The organism is Streptomyces sp. NPDC000151, from assembly GCF_040301705.1.
Taxonomy (GTDB): Bacteria; Actinomycetota; Actinomycetes; order Streptomycetales; family Streptomycetaceae; genus Streptomyces.
Genome location: NZ_JBEPFC010000023.1, coordinates 24206 through 39469, shown reverse-complemented (window position 1 = coordinate 39469; position 15264 = coordinate 24206). Strand labels below are relative to the sequence as shown.

The following is a 15264-nucleotide window of genomic DNA, read 5'->3' as shown; positions in this document are numbered from 1 at the left end:
CAGGCAGAGCCCGGTGGCCGTCCCGTGTGGCGCCACCGGGCTTTTACCCGCCCGAGGCCGCTCAGCGGAGGCGGGTGTTGAGGGCGTACGCGAGGCCCTCCTCCGTTTCGGTTTCCAGGCCGTCGCGGAACGCCGCTTCGTAGGCCGCGTCGCCGATCCGCTCCCGGATCCGGCGTTCGCACGACTCGCGGGCCGCGATCAGTTCGGCAAGGCCGATCTGCTGCCTGCCGAGGGTGTGCCAGAGCCGTTCGGCGATGCCGATCAGCCGGGCCGCCTGTGCCTCCCGGCCGACGTCCGCCGCGAGCGCCGAAGCCAGTACGTCGGTGCACATGGCCCAACCCAAACTGTCGTTGAGCTGCGACTTCACCGCCAGCGCCGTACGGGCGCAGTCGGCCGCCTCGCGCGGCCTGCCGAGAGCGAGCGCGTTCCAGGCTTTCGCGTAGTAGGCCCACCCCAGGGAGTGACGCTCGCCGCGGCTCTCGCACGTCGCGCACACCGCGTCGACCTCCGCCATGGCCTCTGCCGACTCACCGGCGTGGACGAGGACGAACGCCCGGCTGACCCGGATCAGGAGCCCCACTCCCGCGTACGGGCCGCTGTCGTCCCGCCGGCGCAACGTCGTGCCGTACACCGCGATGCCCTCTCGCAGCCGCCCCCGCAGCACCAGGGCGGTGCCTTCGAGATAGGCCGCGGCGTTCCGGATGCCAGGGCTGCCGTCCCTCTCGGCCGCCACCTCGAGCTCCCGGCCCGTCGCGGCACAGACTTCGGCGTCCCCCTGCGCAATGGCGACGACACCGCGCGCGAACACCCCGCTGCTGCGGACCCGGCCCGGCACCGGCCAGCGGTCGAGCGCCCGGTCCAGGTAGTGACGCCCCTCGCGGGCGAATCCGCAGGCGTGCCAGAAGAACCACAGCGTGCCCGCCAGGTCCAGCGCACTGCGGCCGTCGAGGTCGGACAGGCCGTACTCCAACGCGGCCCGGAGATTGGCGTGTTCGGTGACCATGCGCATGCACCAGCGCACCTGCTCGGGGCCGACCCACCCGGCGGCCGCCTGCCGGGCCAGCCCCCGGTAGTACTCCCAGTGCCGGCGCCGCCACTCGTCCTCCTCGCCGAGCCGGTGCAGCCACTCCGCGCCGTATTCCCGCACCGTGTCGAGCAGGTCGTAGCGCGGGCGCGCCGGGGCGTCCGTGGGCAGGCGGCGCACCAGGGACTTGGCCGCCAGGCCGGCCAGTACGCCGGGGACCGTGGCGGCGGTGAGCGGGCCGCCGGAGCACACTGCCGTCGCGGCCGCGCGGTCGAAGCCGCCGGGGAAGACCGACAGCCGTGTCCACAGCAGCCGTTCGGGCGGCGAGCACAGCTCGTGGCTCCAGCCGATCGTCGTACGGAGGGTCAAGTGGCGCGGCAGTACGCCGTCGCCGCCGCCGGCGGTCCGTGCGGTCAGCACCTCGAAGCGGGCGCGCAGCCGGTCGCGGAGCTGCTCGACCGACAGCTCCGCCGCCTGCACCGCCGCCAGTTCGATGGCCAGCGGAATGCCGTCGAGCCGTCGGCACACGGCGCGTACCGCGTCCCGGTTGGCGGTGCTCACCGTGAAGCCCGGCAGCACGGTGGCCGTCCGTTCGGCGAAGAGCGTCACGGCGTCGCCGTCCCGGTGCTCCGCGTCTTCGACGGAGAGCGGGCTGACCTCCAGTTGCCGCTCTCCCGTCACGCCCAGTGGCTGCCGGCTGGTCACGACCACGTGCAGTTCCGCGGCGGCTGCCAGCAGAGTGCGTACCAGGTCGGCGCAGGCTTCGACCAGGTGCTCGCAGGAGTCGAGGACCAGCAGCAGCCGTTTGTCCGCGAGCCACTCGGCGACCACGTCGGCGGACGGCCGGGTGGACGCATCGGCCAGCCCCAGGCCCTCCAGCAAGGTGATGCCGAGCAGCTCCGGGGCGCGCAGCGGGGCCAGCGGCACCAGCCACGCTCCGTGGTCGAAGCCCCGCACCGACCGGGCCGCCGCCCGCAGCGCCAGCCGCGATTTGCCGACGCCGCCCACGCCGACCAGCGTCACCAGCCGCGATTCGGCCACCATGGCGTCGAGGACGGCGAGTTCGCCCTCCCGCCCCACCAGGCTCGTCGACTCCGCCGGCAGGTTCCCCGTCAACCGCCCGGGTCCGGACACGTCCGTCACGGCCCCTCCCGCTTCCGGCCACCGTTCGACCGCCGTACCAGTCTGCCCGCCGCCAGGGAACATGGCGCGGGATCCCTGTGAGCGGCTCGCTCTTGGTGCGGTACCGGGCAGAAACCCTCGGGAAGCCGTCCCCTTTGGTTCACACACCGCCACCTTCGGTCTCCGGGCTTCCGCCTTGCCGGTGCACGCCATGCAACGAGTCGCGCCCGCACCGCAACACAACGCAACGCATCGCACCGCAACGCCAGGGTTCGTCGACGCTCCGTCACCGGATTCCGGAATTTCGTCAGCAACGCGTCAGGATTCGTACGTTTTTCCGCTCCAGCGGGCACATGGTTTCTGGCGCGCCCCGGAGGACCCCAGCTCCTCAAGGAGGAAATGCCATGTCGGACGTCTCACCGGCCGAAGAGCCGGAAGCGCGTGGCCAGGGCCGGGCGGGAGCACTGTACGTACCCGTCCGGCCCGGGCCTGCCGGATACGCGGCCCGCCTGTTCCGTACGCCGCTCGGCGAACGTACCGCCGTCGGCTTCACCACCCTGCACCAGCTGGTCACTACGCTCGGCCCCGGCCAGGCGTGGATCAAGCTCTCGGAACCGGCTCTGCGGGCCCTGACCGCCCCGCTGGGCATCACGCGTCTCCTGCTGAACCCCGCGCTCGCGGCCTCCACCGCGGCGCCGAGCGCACTCGCCGCGGCACCGCCCCTCGCCGTCCGGCGCGGCGGAGCCCGGAAGCGTTCCCAGGTGACCGCAACGCTGCCGAAGCGCTCGGAGGTGGCCACGGCACTGCATGCGATAGCCATCCGTCAGCATCTCGTGAAGACCGGCACCGTCGGCGCGAAGACCGCGTAAGGACGGCGTCCGGCCGGTCGGGAGCGGCGGGAACCTGGGCGGACCTGCGCATGTAAGGAGTCAACCGCATGTCCGTCCTGACCACGGAGCCCGAACCCGGGCCCGGCACCGCCCTCGCGCGGTCCGGGTGCGGCACCGCCCCCGCGCGCGAAGAACCCGCGGACCCGGCCGACCCGGCCGACCCGCCCGACCCGGCCGACCCGCCCGACCCGGCCGACCCGGGTGACCGGCACCGGCTGACGGCCGTGACCGGGCTGGCCGCGCTGTCGCTGGACGCGATGGCGTCGGTGGCGTACGGGCCCGAGGCGATCGTCCTCGTCCTGGCCGCCGCGGGCGGCTACGGGCTCGGCTTCACGCTGCCGGTGACGCTGACGATCGCCGCGCTGCTGGCGGTACTGGTCGCCTCCTACCGGCAGGTGATCGCCGCGTTCCCGGCCGGCGGCGGCTCGTACGCCGTGGCCAGGACGTACCTGGGCCGCCGCACCGGCCTGGTCGCCGCCGCCTCCCTGGTCCTGGACTACGTACTGAACGTCGCGGTGGCGGTCACCGCCGGCATCGCCGCCCTGACCTCCGCCTTCCCCGCCCTGTACGCGGACCGGCGCTGGCTGTGCCTGGCCGTCCTCGCCCTGGTCACCGCGGTCAACCTGCGCGGCATCGCCGACTCGGCGCGGCTCTTCGTCCTTCCCACCGCGGTCTTCGTCCTCTCGATCCTCGCGCTGATCACGGTGGGGCTGTTCCGCTCCGCGCCGGTGAGCACCGCGACCGCCGCCGGACACGCCTCGGTACTCGCGGACCACGCGACCACCGTCGGCGCCCTGTTGCTGCTCAAGGCGTTCGCCTCCGGCTGCTCCGCCCTCACCGGCGTCGAGGCGATCGCCAACGCCGTGCCGTCCTTCCGTGCCCCGCGGGCCCGGCGCGCCCAGCACGCGGAGGTCGCCCTCGGCGCGCTCCTCGGCGTGCTGCTGATCGGACTCGCGGTGCTGATCTCGCGGTTCGGGCTGCGGCCGGTCGCAGGCGTCACGGTCCTGGCCCAGCTCGCCGATGCCGCGCTCGGGCACAACTGGGCTTTCTACCTCGTGCAGTTCGCGACCATGGTGCTGCTCGCACTGTCCGCGAACACGTCCTTCGGCGGACTGCCGGTGCTGCTGAAACTGCTGGCCCGTGACCACTGCCTGCCGCACGTCTTCGCGCTCAAGGCCGACCGTCAGGTCCACCGGCACGGCGTACTGGCACTGGCCGCGGTCTCGGCGGCGCTGCTCGCCCTCTCCGGAGGCGATACCAACGCCCTCGTCCCGCTCTTCGCGATCGGCGTCTTCATCGGCTTCACCCTCGCCCAGGCCGGCATGGTCCGCCACTGGCGCCGGGTGCGCGGCCCGTGGTGGCGGGCCAAGGCGGTGCTGAACGGTTCCGGTGCGGTCCTCACGGGTGTCTCCGCGTTGGTGGTCACCGCCACGAAGTTCGCCGACGGCGCGTGGCTCGTCGCGCTCGCCGTGCCGTTGCTGGTCGCGGCGTTCGAGGCGGTGCACCGTACGTACGCGGCGATCGGCGAGCGGCTCGGACTCGGCCGGGTCCCCGAATGTCCGCGCCGGGTCCGTTCGTTGGTGATCGTGCCCGTGGCGAGCCTGTCGAAGCTGACCAGCGAGGCGCTGACCGCCGCGGTGTCCCTCGGCGACGAGGTCCGCGCGGTGACCGTCTGCCACGCGGCCCCGGAGGACCGCGCCGAAGCCGACGCCCTGGCGCGGGACTGGGCCCGGTGGGGCCCGGGCGTCCCGTTGGTACGCCTCCTTCACCCCCACCGGGCACTGGGCGGCCCGATCGCCGCGTACGTACGCGAGATCACGGCCGCCGAGCCCGGCACGCGGGTCACGGTGCTGATTCCGGAGGTGGAGCCGGCCCGCCTGTGGCAGAGGATGCTGCAGAACCAGCGCGGCGCCGTGGTCGCCCACGCGGTCCGCCGCGACACCGACGCGGCCATCTGCCGACTGCGCTTCCGCCTGCCCTGACGCGCGACCACATCAGCCACCGGCCGCGTCAGCCGCCGACCGCGTCCGTCTCCGCTGCCGCGTTCGTCTCCTCGGCCGCGAGCTTGCGCACCAGCGAGATGAACTGGTGGGCGGTCGAGTGGGCGTAGAACTGTCTGGGCGTCACCTTGGGCAGGTGGTGGGTGCGCAGTGCGGCGATGGCCTGGATCACCAGGAGGGAATTGCCGCCGAGTGTGAAGAAGTTGTCGTCCGGCCCCACCTCCGTCCTCAACAGCGCGCTCCAGATGCGGAGGATGTCTTCGGCGGGGTCGGCCGGGGCCGCTTCGGCCTCCGCTTCAGGGGTGACGGGCGAGAGCGGCGCCGCCGCGCGGGGGTCGGGCAGCCGGGTCTCGTCCAGCTTGCCGTTGAGGGTGAGGGGGATCTCGGCGAGGAGCGTGACCGTGGACGGGACCATGTAGTCCGGCAGCACGGCACGGACGTGGGCACGGACCTCGTCGAGGTCGAGCGGGCCCATCGCGGCCACGTAGGCGTCGATCCGTCTGTCTGCCGGGTCCGCCGGGTCGTCCTGACGGACGACAACGGCGGCTGCGATGACCCCGCTCGCGCCGAGCAGCACCGTCCGGATCTCGTCCAGTTCGATCCGGTAACCGCGCACCTTGACCTGGTTGTCCAGCCGGCCCAGGTGGTCGAAGCCGCCGTCGGGACGCAACCGTCCCCTGTCTCCGCTGCGGTAGACGCGCTCTCCGCTCAACGGGTCGCGTACGAAGCGCTCGGAGGTGAGGCCGGGCTTGCCGAGGTAGCGGTCGGCCACCCCCGCCCCGCCCACGTAGAGCTCTCCGGGCGCCCCGGGCGGGAGCAGCCGGCCGTGTGCGTCGCGGACGGAGAGGTGCCAGCCCGGCAGTGCCCGGCCCACCGACCGGGAGCCGGCGACGACGTCCTGCGGCAGCACGGTACGGGCGCTCACGTGCACGGTGGTCTCGGTGATCCCGAACATGTTCACCACGCGGCAGTGCGCGGGCGAATGGCGGGCGAACCACGGGCCGAGCATTCCGGCGTCGAGCGGTTCACCACCGAAGACGATCAGCCGGAGCGCCGTCTCGCGTGCCGCCCGGCGGTCGGCGTTGATCAGCTGGGAGAACGCCGAGGGCGTCTGGTTCAGCACGGTGACCCCCTCGCTGCTCAGCAGTTCACAGAACTCGTCGGCGTCCCGCGTCACCCAGTGCGGCACCACCACCAGGCGGCCGCCGGTGAGCAGACAGCCCCACATCTCCCAGACCGAGAAGTCGAAGGCGCTGGAGTGGAAGAGGGTCCAGGAGTCGTCCGGGCCGAGCCCGAAGTCCGTCGTTGTGCTGTCGACCAGGGCCAGGACGTTGTGATGCGGCACGACCACGCCCTTGGGGCGGCCCGTCGAACCGGAGGTGTAGATCACGTAGGCGGCGGCCGTCCCTGCCTCGTCCGAGGCCCGTGGCGCGGCCGGCGCGGCCGGCGGGGCCGAGCTCGCGCGGGCCGCCAGCTCGGCGGGGCTCACCACGACCGTCCCTGTTCCCTCGGGGAAGCCGTCCATCGCCGTGACGACGACGGACAGTGCCGCGTCCTCGGTCGTGTACCGCAACCGGTCGACCGGGTGCCGGGTGTCCATCGGTACGTAGGCGGCGCCCGCCTTGAGCACGGCCAGCAGGGTGACGACGAGGTCCGCGTCGCGTTCGAGACAGACCCCCACCAGGTCTCCGGGGACGACACCCAGGGCTCGTAGCCCGGCGGCTTCCTCCTCCGCGCGCGCGTCGAGTTCCCGGTACGTCAGCCGGGTGTCTCCGGCTGTCAGGCAGACCGCGTCGGGCCGGTGCCGGGCGATCTCCGCGAAGCGCTGATGGATCAGTCCGCCCGTGGAGCGGAGGGTGGTGCCCAGGCCGCCCATGGCCAGGATCTCCCGCGCCCGGTCACCGGTCAGCGGATCGATGTCGGCGAGCCGTCGCCCACTCGGCCCGTCGACGAACTGGGCGGCGCTGCTTGCGAGTTGGTGGCAGAAGTCCTGGGCGATGCCGGCCGCGACGGCGCTCTCGTCGAAGAGGCACGTGGCGGACAGCGTTCCGTCGGCCTGCTCCGCGACCTGGAGGGTGAGCGGGAACAGCGGGGCCAGGCAGGGCTCGTACTGACCGTCGCCGGCATCGTCCGTGCGGACAATACCCACCGCGGGCAGCGGCTCCGGCTCCGTCTGCTCCTCGGGCCGTTCGCCGGCCTGTCCGAGCAGCCCTGCCACATCCTGGTCCCCGTGTGCGGTGAGCGTCAGGAGGCCCGGCCGCCCGTTCGTGGCCGGGTCGAGGACGCCCAGCCGGACGGTCTCCTCCCCGCTGTACCGGGCCAGGGTGAACGCCGTGGCCGCGATGAGGGTGCGTACGCCGATGTCACCGCCGGGGGCGAGCTCCAGCGGCAGCCGGCCCGCCCGGGAGGGGGTACGTGGGTCAGCGAGCCCCCAGGAGGGCCGGGTGGCGGGCCGGGGGCCGGTCTCCGGGGCCGCGGGGAAGGGCGGTATCGCGTCCGGGGCGGAAGCCTCGTCGCTGAGCAGGGCCGCGACCTGACGCAGAGCCGGGAGCGGCACGCGGGAGCGGTCGGCCACGAGGACCAGGTCGTACACGTCGTCGGCGTAACGCAGCAGGACCGCTCGCAACGGGAAGGCCCCCGCGCGCACCGGGCGGGCGGCTTCGGTGCTCCGGCTGCGCCGCGCGTCGGCATCCGTGGAGCGCGCGTGCACCTCGGTCTCCCAGAGCTTCAGCTCTGCCAGTGGCGGCCGGTGTACGGCGGCCGCGGCGATCCGTTCACGCGCGCGCACGCAGTCGTAGCCGTCATCGAGGCGGATGACAAGGCTGTGGCATGCCGCACCCGGCGAGAGTGTGGTGAGGTCTGTTGTCGCGTGTGTCGTCATGAGCGGCCTTCTGCCTGTGCGATCCGGGGTGGGAGCGGTGGACGCCGTCAGCGGGCGGTGAAGCCCCCATCGACCGTCAGGACGGTGCCGGTCACCTGGCGGGATTCGTCTCCGGCGAGCCAGAGGGCGGCGTTGGAGATGTCGGAGGGGTCGATCAGCGCGTTCATGGGCTGATCGCGGACGAAGATCTCTTCGTGTTCGGCGACGGAGACGTCCAGGGACCGGGCGATCTCGGAGAGCATGCGGCCCTCGCGTACCGGTTCGTCGTGGACCGACCCCGGGCAGAGCGCGTTCACGCGTACCCGCACCGGCGCGTAGTCCAGTGCCGCGGCCTTGGTCAGCCCGATCAGGCCGTGCTTGGCGGCGACGTATCCGGCGAAGCGCCGGTATCCGACCGTGCCCGCGGTGGAGGAGACGTTGACGATGCTTCCCGACCGCTGTGCGGCCATCGTGGGCAGCGCCGCCTTCATCATCCGCCAGGCGCCGGAGAGATCGACGTCGAGCATGAGCGACCACTCCTGCTCGGTGATGTCCTCGACGAGCTTCCCGGAAGGCGCGGCGATGCCCGCGTTGTTGACGAGGACGTCCAGCCGTCCGAACCGGTCCAGGGCGGTGTCGACGGCTGCGCCGCAGTCCTGCTGTTTCCGCACGTCGGCGGTGAGGACGACGACGGCCGCACCGGCCCGTTCGCACTCTTCGCCGGTGTACTCCAGCTGGGCCCGCGAGCCGAGCGGGTACGGAACGCCGTCGAGGTCCGTTCCGATGTCGAGGAGCACCAGGTCGGCTCCCTCCTCGGCGAACCGGACAGCGCAGTCGCGCCCCAGCCCGCGGGCCGCGCCGGTGATCAGGGCGGTCCTGCCCTTGAGTCTCATCGTGTGTCTTCCGTTCGGTGCAGTGCGCCGGACAGGAGCCGAAGCAGCGGATCGGGGTTCTCGGCCAGGTACATGTGGCCGCCGGGGAGTTCCTCGTACCCGAAGTCACCCCTCGTCGCGGCCGCCCACTCCCGCGCCTGTTCACGGGTGACGAGGCGGTCGTCGGCGCCGCGGAGTGCGGTGATGGGGGCGGACAGCGGCTCGTGGTCGGCGGGCCGGTAGTCCTCGTGCATGGCGACGTCGGCGCGCAGGACGGGCAGCAGGAGCTCGCGGAGCTCCGGCACGTCGAACGCCTCGTGGCGGTATCCGGCGAACTCGTGGACGCGCGCCAGGAATTCCTCGTCGCCCAGTCCCGTGGCGCGCTCGCTCCGTCCCCCCTCAGGCCCGGGGGATCCGCTCACGTACAGCCGGCGCAGGCGGCCGGGGTGCGTCCGCTCGATCGTGCGGGCCATCTCGTACGCGATCACCGCGCCGAGGCTGTGTCCGAAGAGCACGACGGGGGACGCGGGATCCGACTCCGCCAGCACTTCGGGAACGAGGGCCGCCGCGGCCGCACGCACGTCTTCGAACAGGTCCTCGCCGAACAGCTCCTCTCGGCCGGGCAGTTGGACGGGAAGGAGGCGGGCCCTGCCCGCCAGGGGCGCTGGTGACCAGGCGCGGTAGAACGCCGCTCCGCTTCCGGCGAAGGGCAGGCAGACGAGGGAGAAGGGCTGAGTCGACATGGTCCTCTGGTGTCCGTGGAGGCGAGCGGTGGAGATGGTCGGGTGGTCGGCGCGGCGGTGGCGGACGCGCGGGGCGGGCGGGGAGGACGAACCGTGGAGGTCCGTGAGAGCTCGCTAGCGCTCCCGCTCCCCCCGTTCCGTGTCCGCGCCTGTGCGGGCCGCCATCTGGCGCTGAATCCGGCCGGTGACCGCCGCCATGTGGTCGTTGAGGTAGAAGTGGCCGCCGTCCAGTAGGTGGACTTCGCCGGATCCGGTGGTCAGCTCCGGCCAGCGCGCCACGTCCGCCGGGGCGACGGCCACGTCGGTGGTGCCGCCGAAGGCGACGACCGGGCAGTCCAGCACGCGGCGTTCCTCCCCGTAGTGGTACGACAGCGTGACCTCGCGGTCGGCGCGGCACGCTTCGAGTACGAGTTCCAGCAGTTCAGGGTGTTCGAGGGCGGCCCGGTCCATGCCACCGCGGTCCACCAGGGCTTCGACGAGCTCGGCGTCCGTCGGCTCGGCGGGTGTGGGTGCGGGGTTGCGCGGAATGTGTGAGGCGGGCGCGGCCGACGGGAAGAACGCTCGTACCGGCCTGCCCATGCGCGCCAGCCGCCAGCACACCTCGAAGCCGAGCATGGCGCCGAGGCTGTGGCCGAAGACGTGGAGTTCCGTCTCCTCGGCCAGGGCTTCGGCGATGGGATCGACCAGGGCGGCCATCGAGCGGGCGGCCTCTTCTCCGAAGCGGGGGCCCCGCCCGGGGTACTGCACCGCGATGACCCGTATGTCCTCGGGAAACCACCGGGCCCACTTGGCGTAGCCCTGGGCCAGTCCGCCGGCGTGCGGCAGCACGACCAGCGTCGCGCGTACCGGCGCTCCGGCCGGCCGCGGCTCCCACAGCCACTTCTTTCGGTCCCGCACGAGTGCGTCCGCGTTCGCCGTGCTCATCGCTCCCCCTCTTCCTCGCTGCGTGCACTGCGTGTCCGCTCGGGCCCCCTGTGCCCTCCGGCGGGGAACAGGGGGGAGTCCGGCTGGTGTGCGAACCGGTTCGGCAGGGCGGTCACTTCGTCCGCCATCGCGCGCAGCGCGGGCTCGCCGATCCGTTCGGGATCGAAGTAGAACCGCCCCGTCATCGCCTCGCCGGACAGTTCGATCATCAGGGTCAGATCGAACCGGGCCGGGGGAACGAACAGCCAGGGGTGGGCGGTCACCACCGCACCGTGCACCGGGCCGGGGTCCTGCGGCTTCTCCTCGACGGAGAAGGCAACATTGCACAGCGCCGGCGCCGCTGAGCCCCCGCGAGCCGGGGCGAGGGCCCGGACCACGTGCTGGAACGGAATGTCCTTGTGGAGCAGTGCGTCCACCGCGACATCACGCACCCGCTCGACGAACTGTCCGGCCGTCGGGGCGCCGTCGGTACCGACGCGGAGCAGCAGTGTGTTGTCGAAGGGGCCGATGACCGCCTCGAACTCCTCGGCGGGGCGGTCGGTGACGGACGTGCCGACGATCAGGTCCTCGGCTCCTGTGTGGTGTGCCAGGGCGCCGGTGAACGCGGCGAGCAGCACCATGAAGGGGGTCGCGCCGAGACTGTCGCAGGCCGCGGTGACGTCGCGCACCGCCGCCGGCGGGAAGGCGAATTCCACCACCGCGCGGCCGGTCTCGGCGGGCGCCCCCGGCACCGGGCCGGGGCCGCCCAGGACCAGAGCGGTCGGCGGATCGTGGAGCCGCCTCGTCCAGTGGGCGAGCTGGTCGGCCGCCTCCGGAGTGTCCAGCCAGGCGCGTTGCCACTGGGCGAAGGCGGCGTACGTGCCGACGGGTTCGGGCAGGTCCGGGGCCTTCCCGGAGGCATGGGCGTCGTAGAGGTGCCAGAGCTCCCGGGTCAGGAGGGGGCCGGACAGCCCGTCGAAGGCGCCGTGGTGCAACACGACCAGCACGATGTGGACATCGCCGGGGAGGGCGACGATCCGTACGCGCAGCAGTGGCCCGGTGAGCAGGTCGAACGGGCGCAGTGCCGCCTCGTACAGCAGGGTGTCCAGGGACTCGCCCGGGCCGTCGGCGGCGGTCCGCTCGATGTCGGCCTCGACGGCTTCCGGCGCCGTCAGCCGTCCCACGAGGAGGCCGTCCTCGGTGTCCTCGATGCGGGTGCGCAGTGCCTCGTGGCGTCGGGTCAGGGAGAGCACCGCCCGGCGCAGGGCGTCCTCGTCGAGGGTTCCGGCGAGCTCGAAGCACAGGGCGACGTTGTAGCTGCCTTCGGGGGACAACTGGTCCAGGAGCCACAGGCGTTCCTGGGTCGCGGACAGCGGAACCTGCCGGTCGGTGTCGGGCATGTGTCTCTCCAATGGGCGGTGCGGCACGGGCTCAGGCCGACGGGGACGAGAGGCCCGTGCGGTTGTTGCGGAGCGGGCCGGAGACCAGCCCCAGCAGCCCGACACCGGCGATCACCACGGCGCAGACGATGACGGCGGCCGCCGGGCCGCCGAGTCCGGCGAGGTTGCCGAGTACGTTGTTCATCAGCAGCAGGGCGAGGCTCTGTACGAGGACGAGTACGGCCTGGATGCGGGACAGGTGGCTCTCGGGTGTCACCGCGAGGACCAGCGGCGCGATGTGCGCGGCGAAGACGCCGTTGCCGATGCCGATGACCAAGCCGGCGGCCGTCGCCGCCGGCACGCCCGGCGCGAGTCCCAGTCCGAGTACGCCCAGGCCCGCCACCACGAGTCCGCTCGCGGCGAGCAGTCCTGGGCGGCCCAGTGGTCCGCGCCGCACGACGATCAGGGTGACCGCCACCATGCCGGCCCCTTCCGCCCCGATCACCAGGCCGGCGGCGCCCGCGCCCCAGTGCTCCGCCCGCGCGAGCAGGGGCAGCAGCAGCGGCAGGACCGGCAGCAGGAAGCCGGCCGCGACACCCGTGAGCAGCAGCCCCGGACGCAGCACCGGGTGGGAGAACGCGACGCGTACGCCGTCCGAGGCGTCCTTGACCAGGCCGGCCGTCTTCGGCGCGGGCGGCACCTTGCGCCATGACCGGACGACGATCAGCACGATCAGTACGAGGGCGAAGGTGACGGCGTTGACCAGGGCGACGCCCGCCAGCCCTGCGATGCCCACGAGCACGCCGCCGAGCGGCCCGCCCCCCATGTTGACCACCTGGCCGCCGACCTGCCGGAGGGAGAGCGCGCGCGGCAGCTGCTCCTTGGTCACCAGCCGGCGCGGCATCGCCCCGGAAGCCGGAAGGTAGAAGGCGTCGGCGACACCGACCACGACTCCGGCCGCGATGAGGAGGGCGGGCGGGGCCCCGAGCCGGTAGGCGACAGCGGCCAGCACGAGGGAGAAGACCAGCATCGCCGCGTCTCCCGCGATGAGGACTCGGCGCGCGCTGACCCGGTCGCTCACCGCGCCGCCGATGAGCAGGAGGAGCACGCGGGGCAGTGTGACCGCGCTCAGGACCAGGCCCGCGACGGCTCCCCCGTGCGCACTGGCCGCCCAGCCGAGAGCGAAGTAGAAGACCGCGTTGCCCGCGAGGGAAGCCAGGATGCCGGCGAGCCACAGCAGGTAGGAACGGGGCAGCCGGGCCGCGCCGGGCACGCGTTCTTCCTCGGCCGCTTCGGGCGGGGCGGCCTCGGAGGCGCCCGTCGACGGGCTCAAGAGGTTCTCTTCGGGAGCTGAAATCGGGCACTCCTGAGGGGCTGACAGCTGATGTGGGGGGTGTCGTCCTGCGGCGCCGGGTCAGGCGCCGGCGGCCTGGGCGGCGACGAGTTCGTCCAGTACGGCCGCCAGCGCTTCCACGGTTCGGTTGGCGAAGAGCTGACGCATCGTCAGCCGTACTCCCAGCCGGCTGCGGAGCGTGGCGACGACCTGGGTGGCGATCAGGGAGTGGCCGCCGAGCTCGAAGAAGTCCGCGTGCGCACTCTCGACCGGCAGGTCGAGGACCTTGGACCAGACCTGCGCGACGAGTTCCTGAGTGGGCGTCGACAGCGCGGCGAAGGATGCCGGACGGTCCGCGGCCTCCTGGCTCAGCCGGACCAGCTCCGCCTGGTCGGTCTTGCCTGCCACGGTCTGCGGGAGGCGGTCCAGGCACAGTACTTGGGACGGCACCAGGTGCTCGGGCAGCTTCGCCCGGAGCGCGTCGCGCACCGCCTCCGGCTCCGGACCCGCGTCGCCCTCGGGCACCACGGCCAGGGCCAGGACGGAGCCGGCCGGCCCGGGTACCGCGAAGGCCGCGGCGGCCCGGACTCCCGGCACCGCGCGAGCGGCGGACTCGACCTCCGCGGGTTCCACGCGAAAGCCACGGATCTTGAGCTGGTCGTCGGCCCGTCCGGCGAATTCGAGCGCCCCGTCGGTCCGGCGCCGCACGAGGTCGCCGGTTCGGTACATCCGCTCGCCGTTCCCCGAGGGGTCGGGCCGGAACCGAGCGGCCGTCACGCCGGGACGGTTGTGGTATCCGCGCCCCACGCCGGCACCGGAGATGAAGAGCTCACCGATCTCGCCGTCCGGGACGGACCGCAGCCGTTCGTCCAGTACCTGCACGCGGTAGTGGGGCAAGGGGTGCCCGATGGTCGACGGGTCGTCGCCCGCCTCGCTGTCCGCCCAGGTGGCACAGATCGTCGTCTCGGTCGGGCCGTAGGCGTTGATGAACCGCCTGCCCACCGCCCAGCGGGCCGCGAGGTCGGGCGCACATGCCTCGCCTGCCGAGACCACCGTCCGCAGGCCCGCTTCCGGCGCGGGCGGTTCGTGCACCGCGAGGAGGGAGGGAGTGGCCGTCACGACGGCCACCTCGCCCTTCAGCAGGGTGTTCTCCTCGTTCCGCGGATCGGCGAGCACGACGCCCCGGCCGTTCACCAGCGGGATCAGGGTGGACCAGAGCCAGCCGTCGAAGGAGGGGGCCAGCACGTTCCCGCCCTCCTGGCCCTCGGCCGGCGCGAGGGTGCCCACGCTGTCGAGCAGATTGGCGAGGTTGCCGTAGGTGATGCCGACGCCCTTGGGCTCGCCCGTGGTGCCCGAGGTGTAGACGATGTAGGCCAGCGACTGGGACGGCGACGCGCCGGCCGGAGTGCCGGCTTCCCTTACGGTCGCGGTGTCCGGGTCGATGCGCGCGATCCGGCCGTCCGCGAAGGGAGCGTCCTGGCGCGAAACGACCACCGCGAGACCGGCGTCCTCGGCGATGGCGGCCAGCCTGGCGTGCGGGTGGGCCGGGTCCAGCGCGACGAACACCGCGCCGGCGCGCCAGGTGCCGATGAGCGCGGCGACCAGGTCGCGGGACCGGTCCAGATGCGCCCCCACCGCCGTCTCCGCGCCGGCACCCAGGCGCGTCAGCTCGGCGGCTATCGCATCCGCTCGCCGGTCCAACTCCCGGAAGGTGTACGTCCCGTCGTAAGCGCGCACGGCGATGGTCTCCGGCGTCCTGCGGGCGTGCTCCCCGACCGTCCGCGCCGGGTTGGCGGGTGCGTCAGGCACCCTCGGCGCTTCGTCACGGACTTCGGTTTCGACGGCATCCAGGCGTGCGGTCATTGGCTGAAAACCCACTTCCATTCCAGAGGCACGGGATCATCACAACGCTCGGTGGGGCGCGCGCCTCCGCGAAGCTACGAGGTCGGCGAAGCCCGCCGACCGTCAACGGAGCACGAGGGGGGTGGCTGAAAAACTGCCTCATTGGGGGATGCAATGAGAGGGAGATCATCGGAACAGCCATATCCGGTCGGCCAGTAGAGCACCTCGATCCGGTAAATACAAGAGTGGATCTTGCGGAAAAAATCTGTTTATAGTGCTCCGCCCACGCCATCCCG

10 protein-coding genes are annotated in these 15264 nt (G+C 72.8%); 2 read left to right on the top strand and 8 right to left on the bottom strand.

The window, feature by feature from the left end:
- Positions 1-61: 61 nt before the first annotated feature.
- Positions 62-2167: an ATP-binding protein gene (locus tag ABT381_RS10395; protein ID WP_351590714.1), complete on the bottom strand. Its 2106-nt coding sequence runs from the start codon at positions 2165-2167 to the stop codon at positions 62-64.
- A gap of 383 nt (positions 2168-2550) precedes the next feature.
- Between ABT381_RS10395 and ABT381_RS10390 the strand changes: the two genes are divergently transcribed.
- Together ABT381_RS10390 and ABT381_RS10385 are read left to right on the top strand one after the other, a co-directional pair.
- Entirely contained in the window at positions 2551-3015 is a 465-nt protein-coding gene (locus ABT381_RS10390; RefSeq protein ID WP_351590711.1) for an SAV_915 family protein, read from the top strand.
- A gap of 68 nt (positions 3016-3083) precedes the next feature.
- A complete protein-coding gene (locus tag ABT381_RS10385; protein WP_351590708.1) occupies positions 3084-5018 on the top strand; it encodes an APC family permease in 1935 nt (644 codons plus the stop codon).
- A 28-nt stretch (positions 5019-5046) separates the two neighbouring features.
- On the opposite strand, the gene ABT381_RS10380 is transcribed toward ABT381_RS10385, so the two are convergent.
- The 7 genes from ABT381_RS10380 to ABT381_RS10350 form a co-directional block, all read right to left on the bottom strand.
- Positions 5047-7917, bottom strand: a complete 2871-nt coding sequence (locus ABT381_RS10380) for an amino acid adenylation domain-containing protein (RefSeq protein WP_351590705.1) — start codon at positions 7915-7917, stop codon at positions 5047-5049.
- A 47-nt stretch (positions 7918-7964) separates the two neighbouring features.
- Positions 7965-8789 (bottom strand): mycofactocin-coupled SDR family oxidoreductase, encoded by an 825-nt coding sequence (locus ABT381_RS10375; protein WP_351590702.1) that lies wholly within the window; start codon positions 8787-8789, stop codon positions 7965-7967.
- Positions 8786-9511, bottom strand: a complete 726-nt coding sequence (locus ABT381_RS10370) for a thioesterase II family protein (RefSeq protein ID WP_351590699.1) — start codon at positions 9509-9511, stop codon at positions 8786-8788. Before ABT381_RS10370 ends, ABT381_RS10375 begins: the two co-directional genes overlap by 4 nt.
- Positions 9512-9625: 114 nt before the next feature.
- Complete coding sequence (locus ABT381_RS10365; protein WP_351590697.1) at positions 9626-10435, bottom strand: thioesterase II family protein; 810 nt, start codon at positions 10433-10435, stop codon at positions 9626-9628.
- Positions 10432-11814 (bottom strand): condensation domain-containing protein, encoded by a 1383-nt coding sequence (locus ABT381_RS10360; protein WP_351590694.1) that lies wholly within the window; start codon positions 11812-11814, stop codon positions 10432-10434. The genes ABT381_RS10365 and ABT381_RS10360 overlap by 4 nt, the downstream gene beginning before the upstream one ends.
- Before the next feature lie 31 nt (positions 11815-11845).
- The gene (locus tag ABT381_RS10355; protein ID WP_351590692.1) at positions 11846-13126 is read right to left on the bottom strand and encodes an MFS transporter; all 1281 of its coding nucleotides are present in this window, start codon (positions 13124-13126) and stop codon (positions 11846-11848) included.
- An 81-nt stretch (positions 13127-13207) separates the two neighbouring features.
- Entirely contained in the window at positions 13208-14935 is a 1728-nt protein-coding gene (locus ABT381_RS10350; protein ID WP_351590689.1) for a non-ribosomal peptide synthetase, read from the bottom strand.
- Positions 14936-15264: the final 329 nt, after the last annotated feature.

Bases quoted from the DNA above. Each gene is read 5' to 3' on its own strand.
- ABT381_RS10360 (WP_351590694.1), bottom strand. From the start codon at position 11,814: ATGCCCGACACCGACCGGCAGGTTCCGCTGTCCGCGACCCAGGAACGC.
- ABT381_RS10370 (WP_351590699.1), bottom strand. From the start codon at position 9,511: ATGTCGACTCAGCCCTTCTCCCTCGTCTGCCTGCCCTTCGCCGGAAGC.
- ABT381_RS10380 (WP_351590705.1), bottom strand. From the start codon at position 7,917: ATGACGACACACGCGACAACAGACCTCACCACACTCTCGCCGGGTGCG.
- ABT381_RS10375 (WP_351590702.1), bottom strand. From the start codon at position 8,789: ATGAGACTCAAGGGCAGGACCGCCCTGATCACCGGCGCGGCCCGCGGG.
- ABT381_RS10365 (WP_351590697.1), bottom strand. From the start codon at position 10,435: ATGAGCACGGCGAACGCGGACGCACTCGTGCGGGACCGAAAGAAGTGG.
- ABT381_RS10385 (WP_351590708.1), top strand. From the start codon at position 3,084: ATGTCCGTCCTGACCACGGAGCCCGAACCCGGGCCCGGCACCGCCCTC.
- ABT381_RS10390 (WP_351590711.1), top strand. From the start codon at position 2,551: ATGTCGGACGTCTCACCGGCCGAAGAGCCGGAAGCGCGTGGCCAGGGC.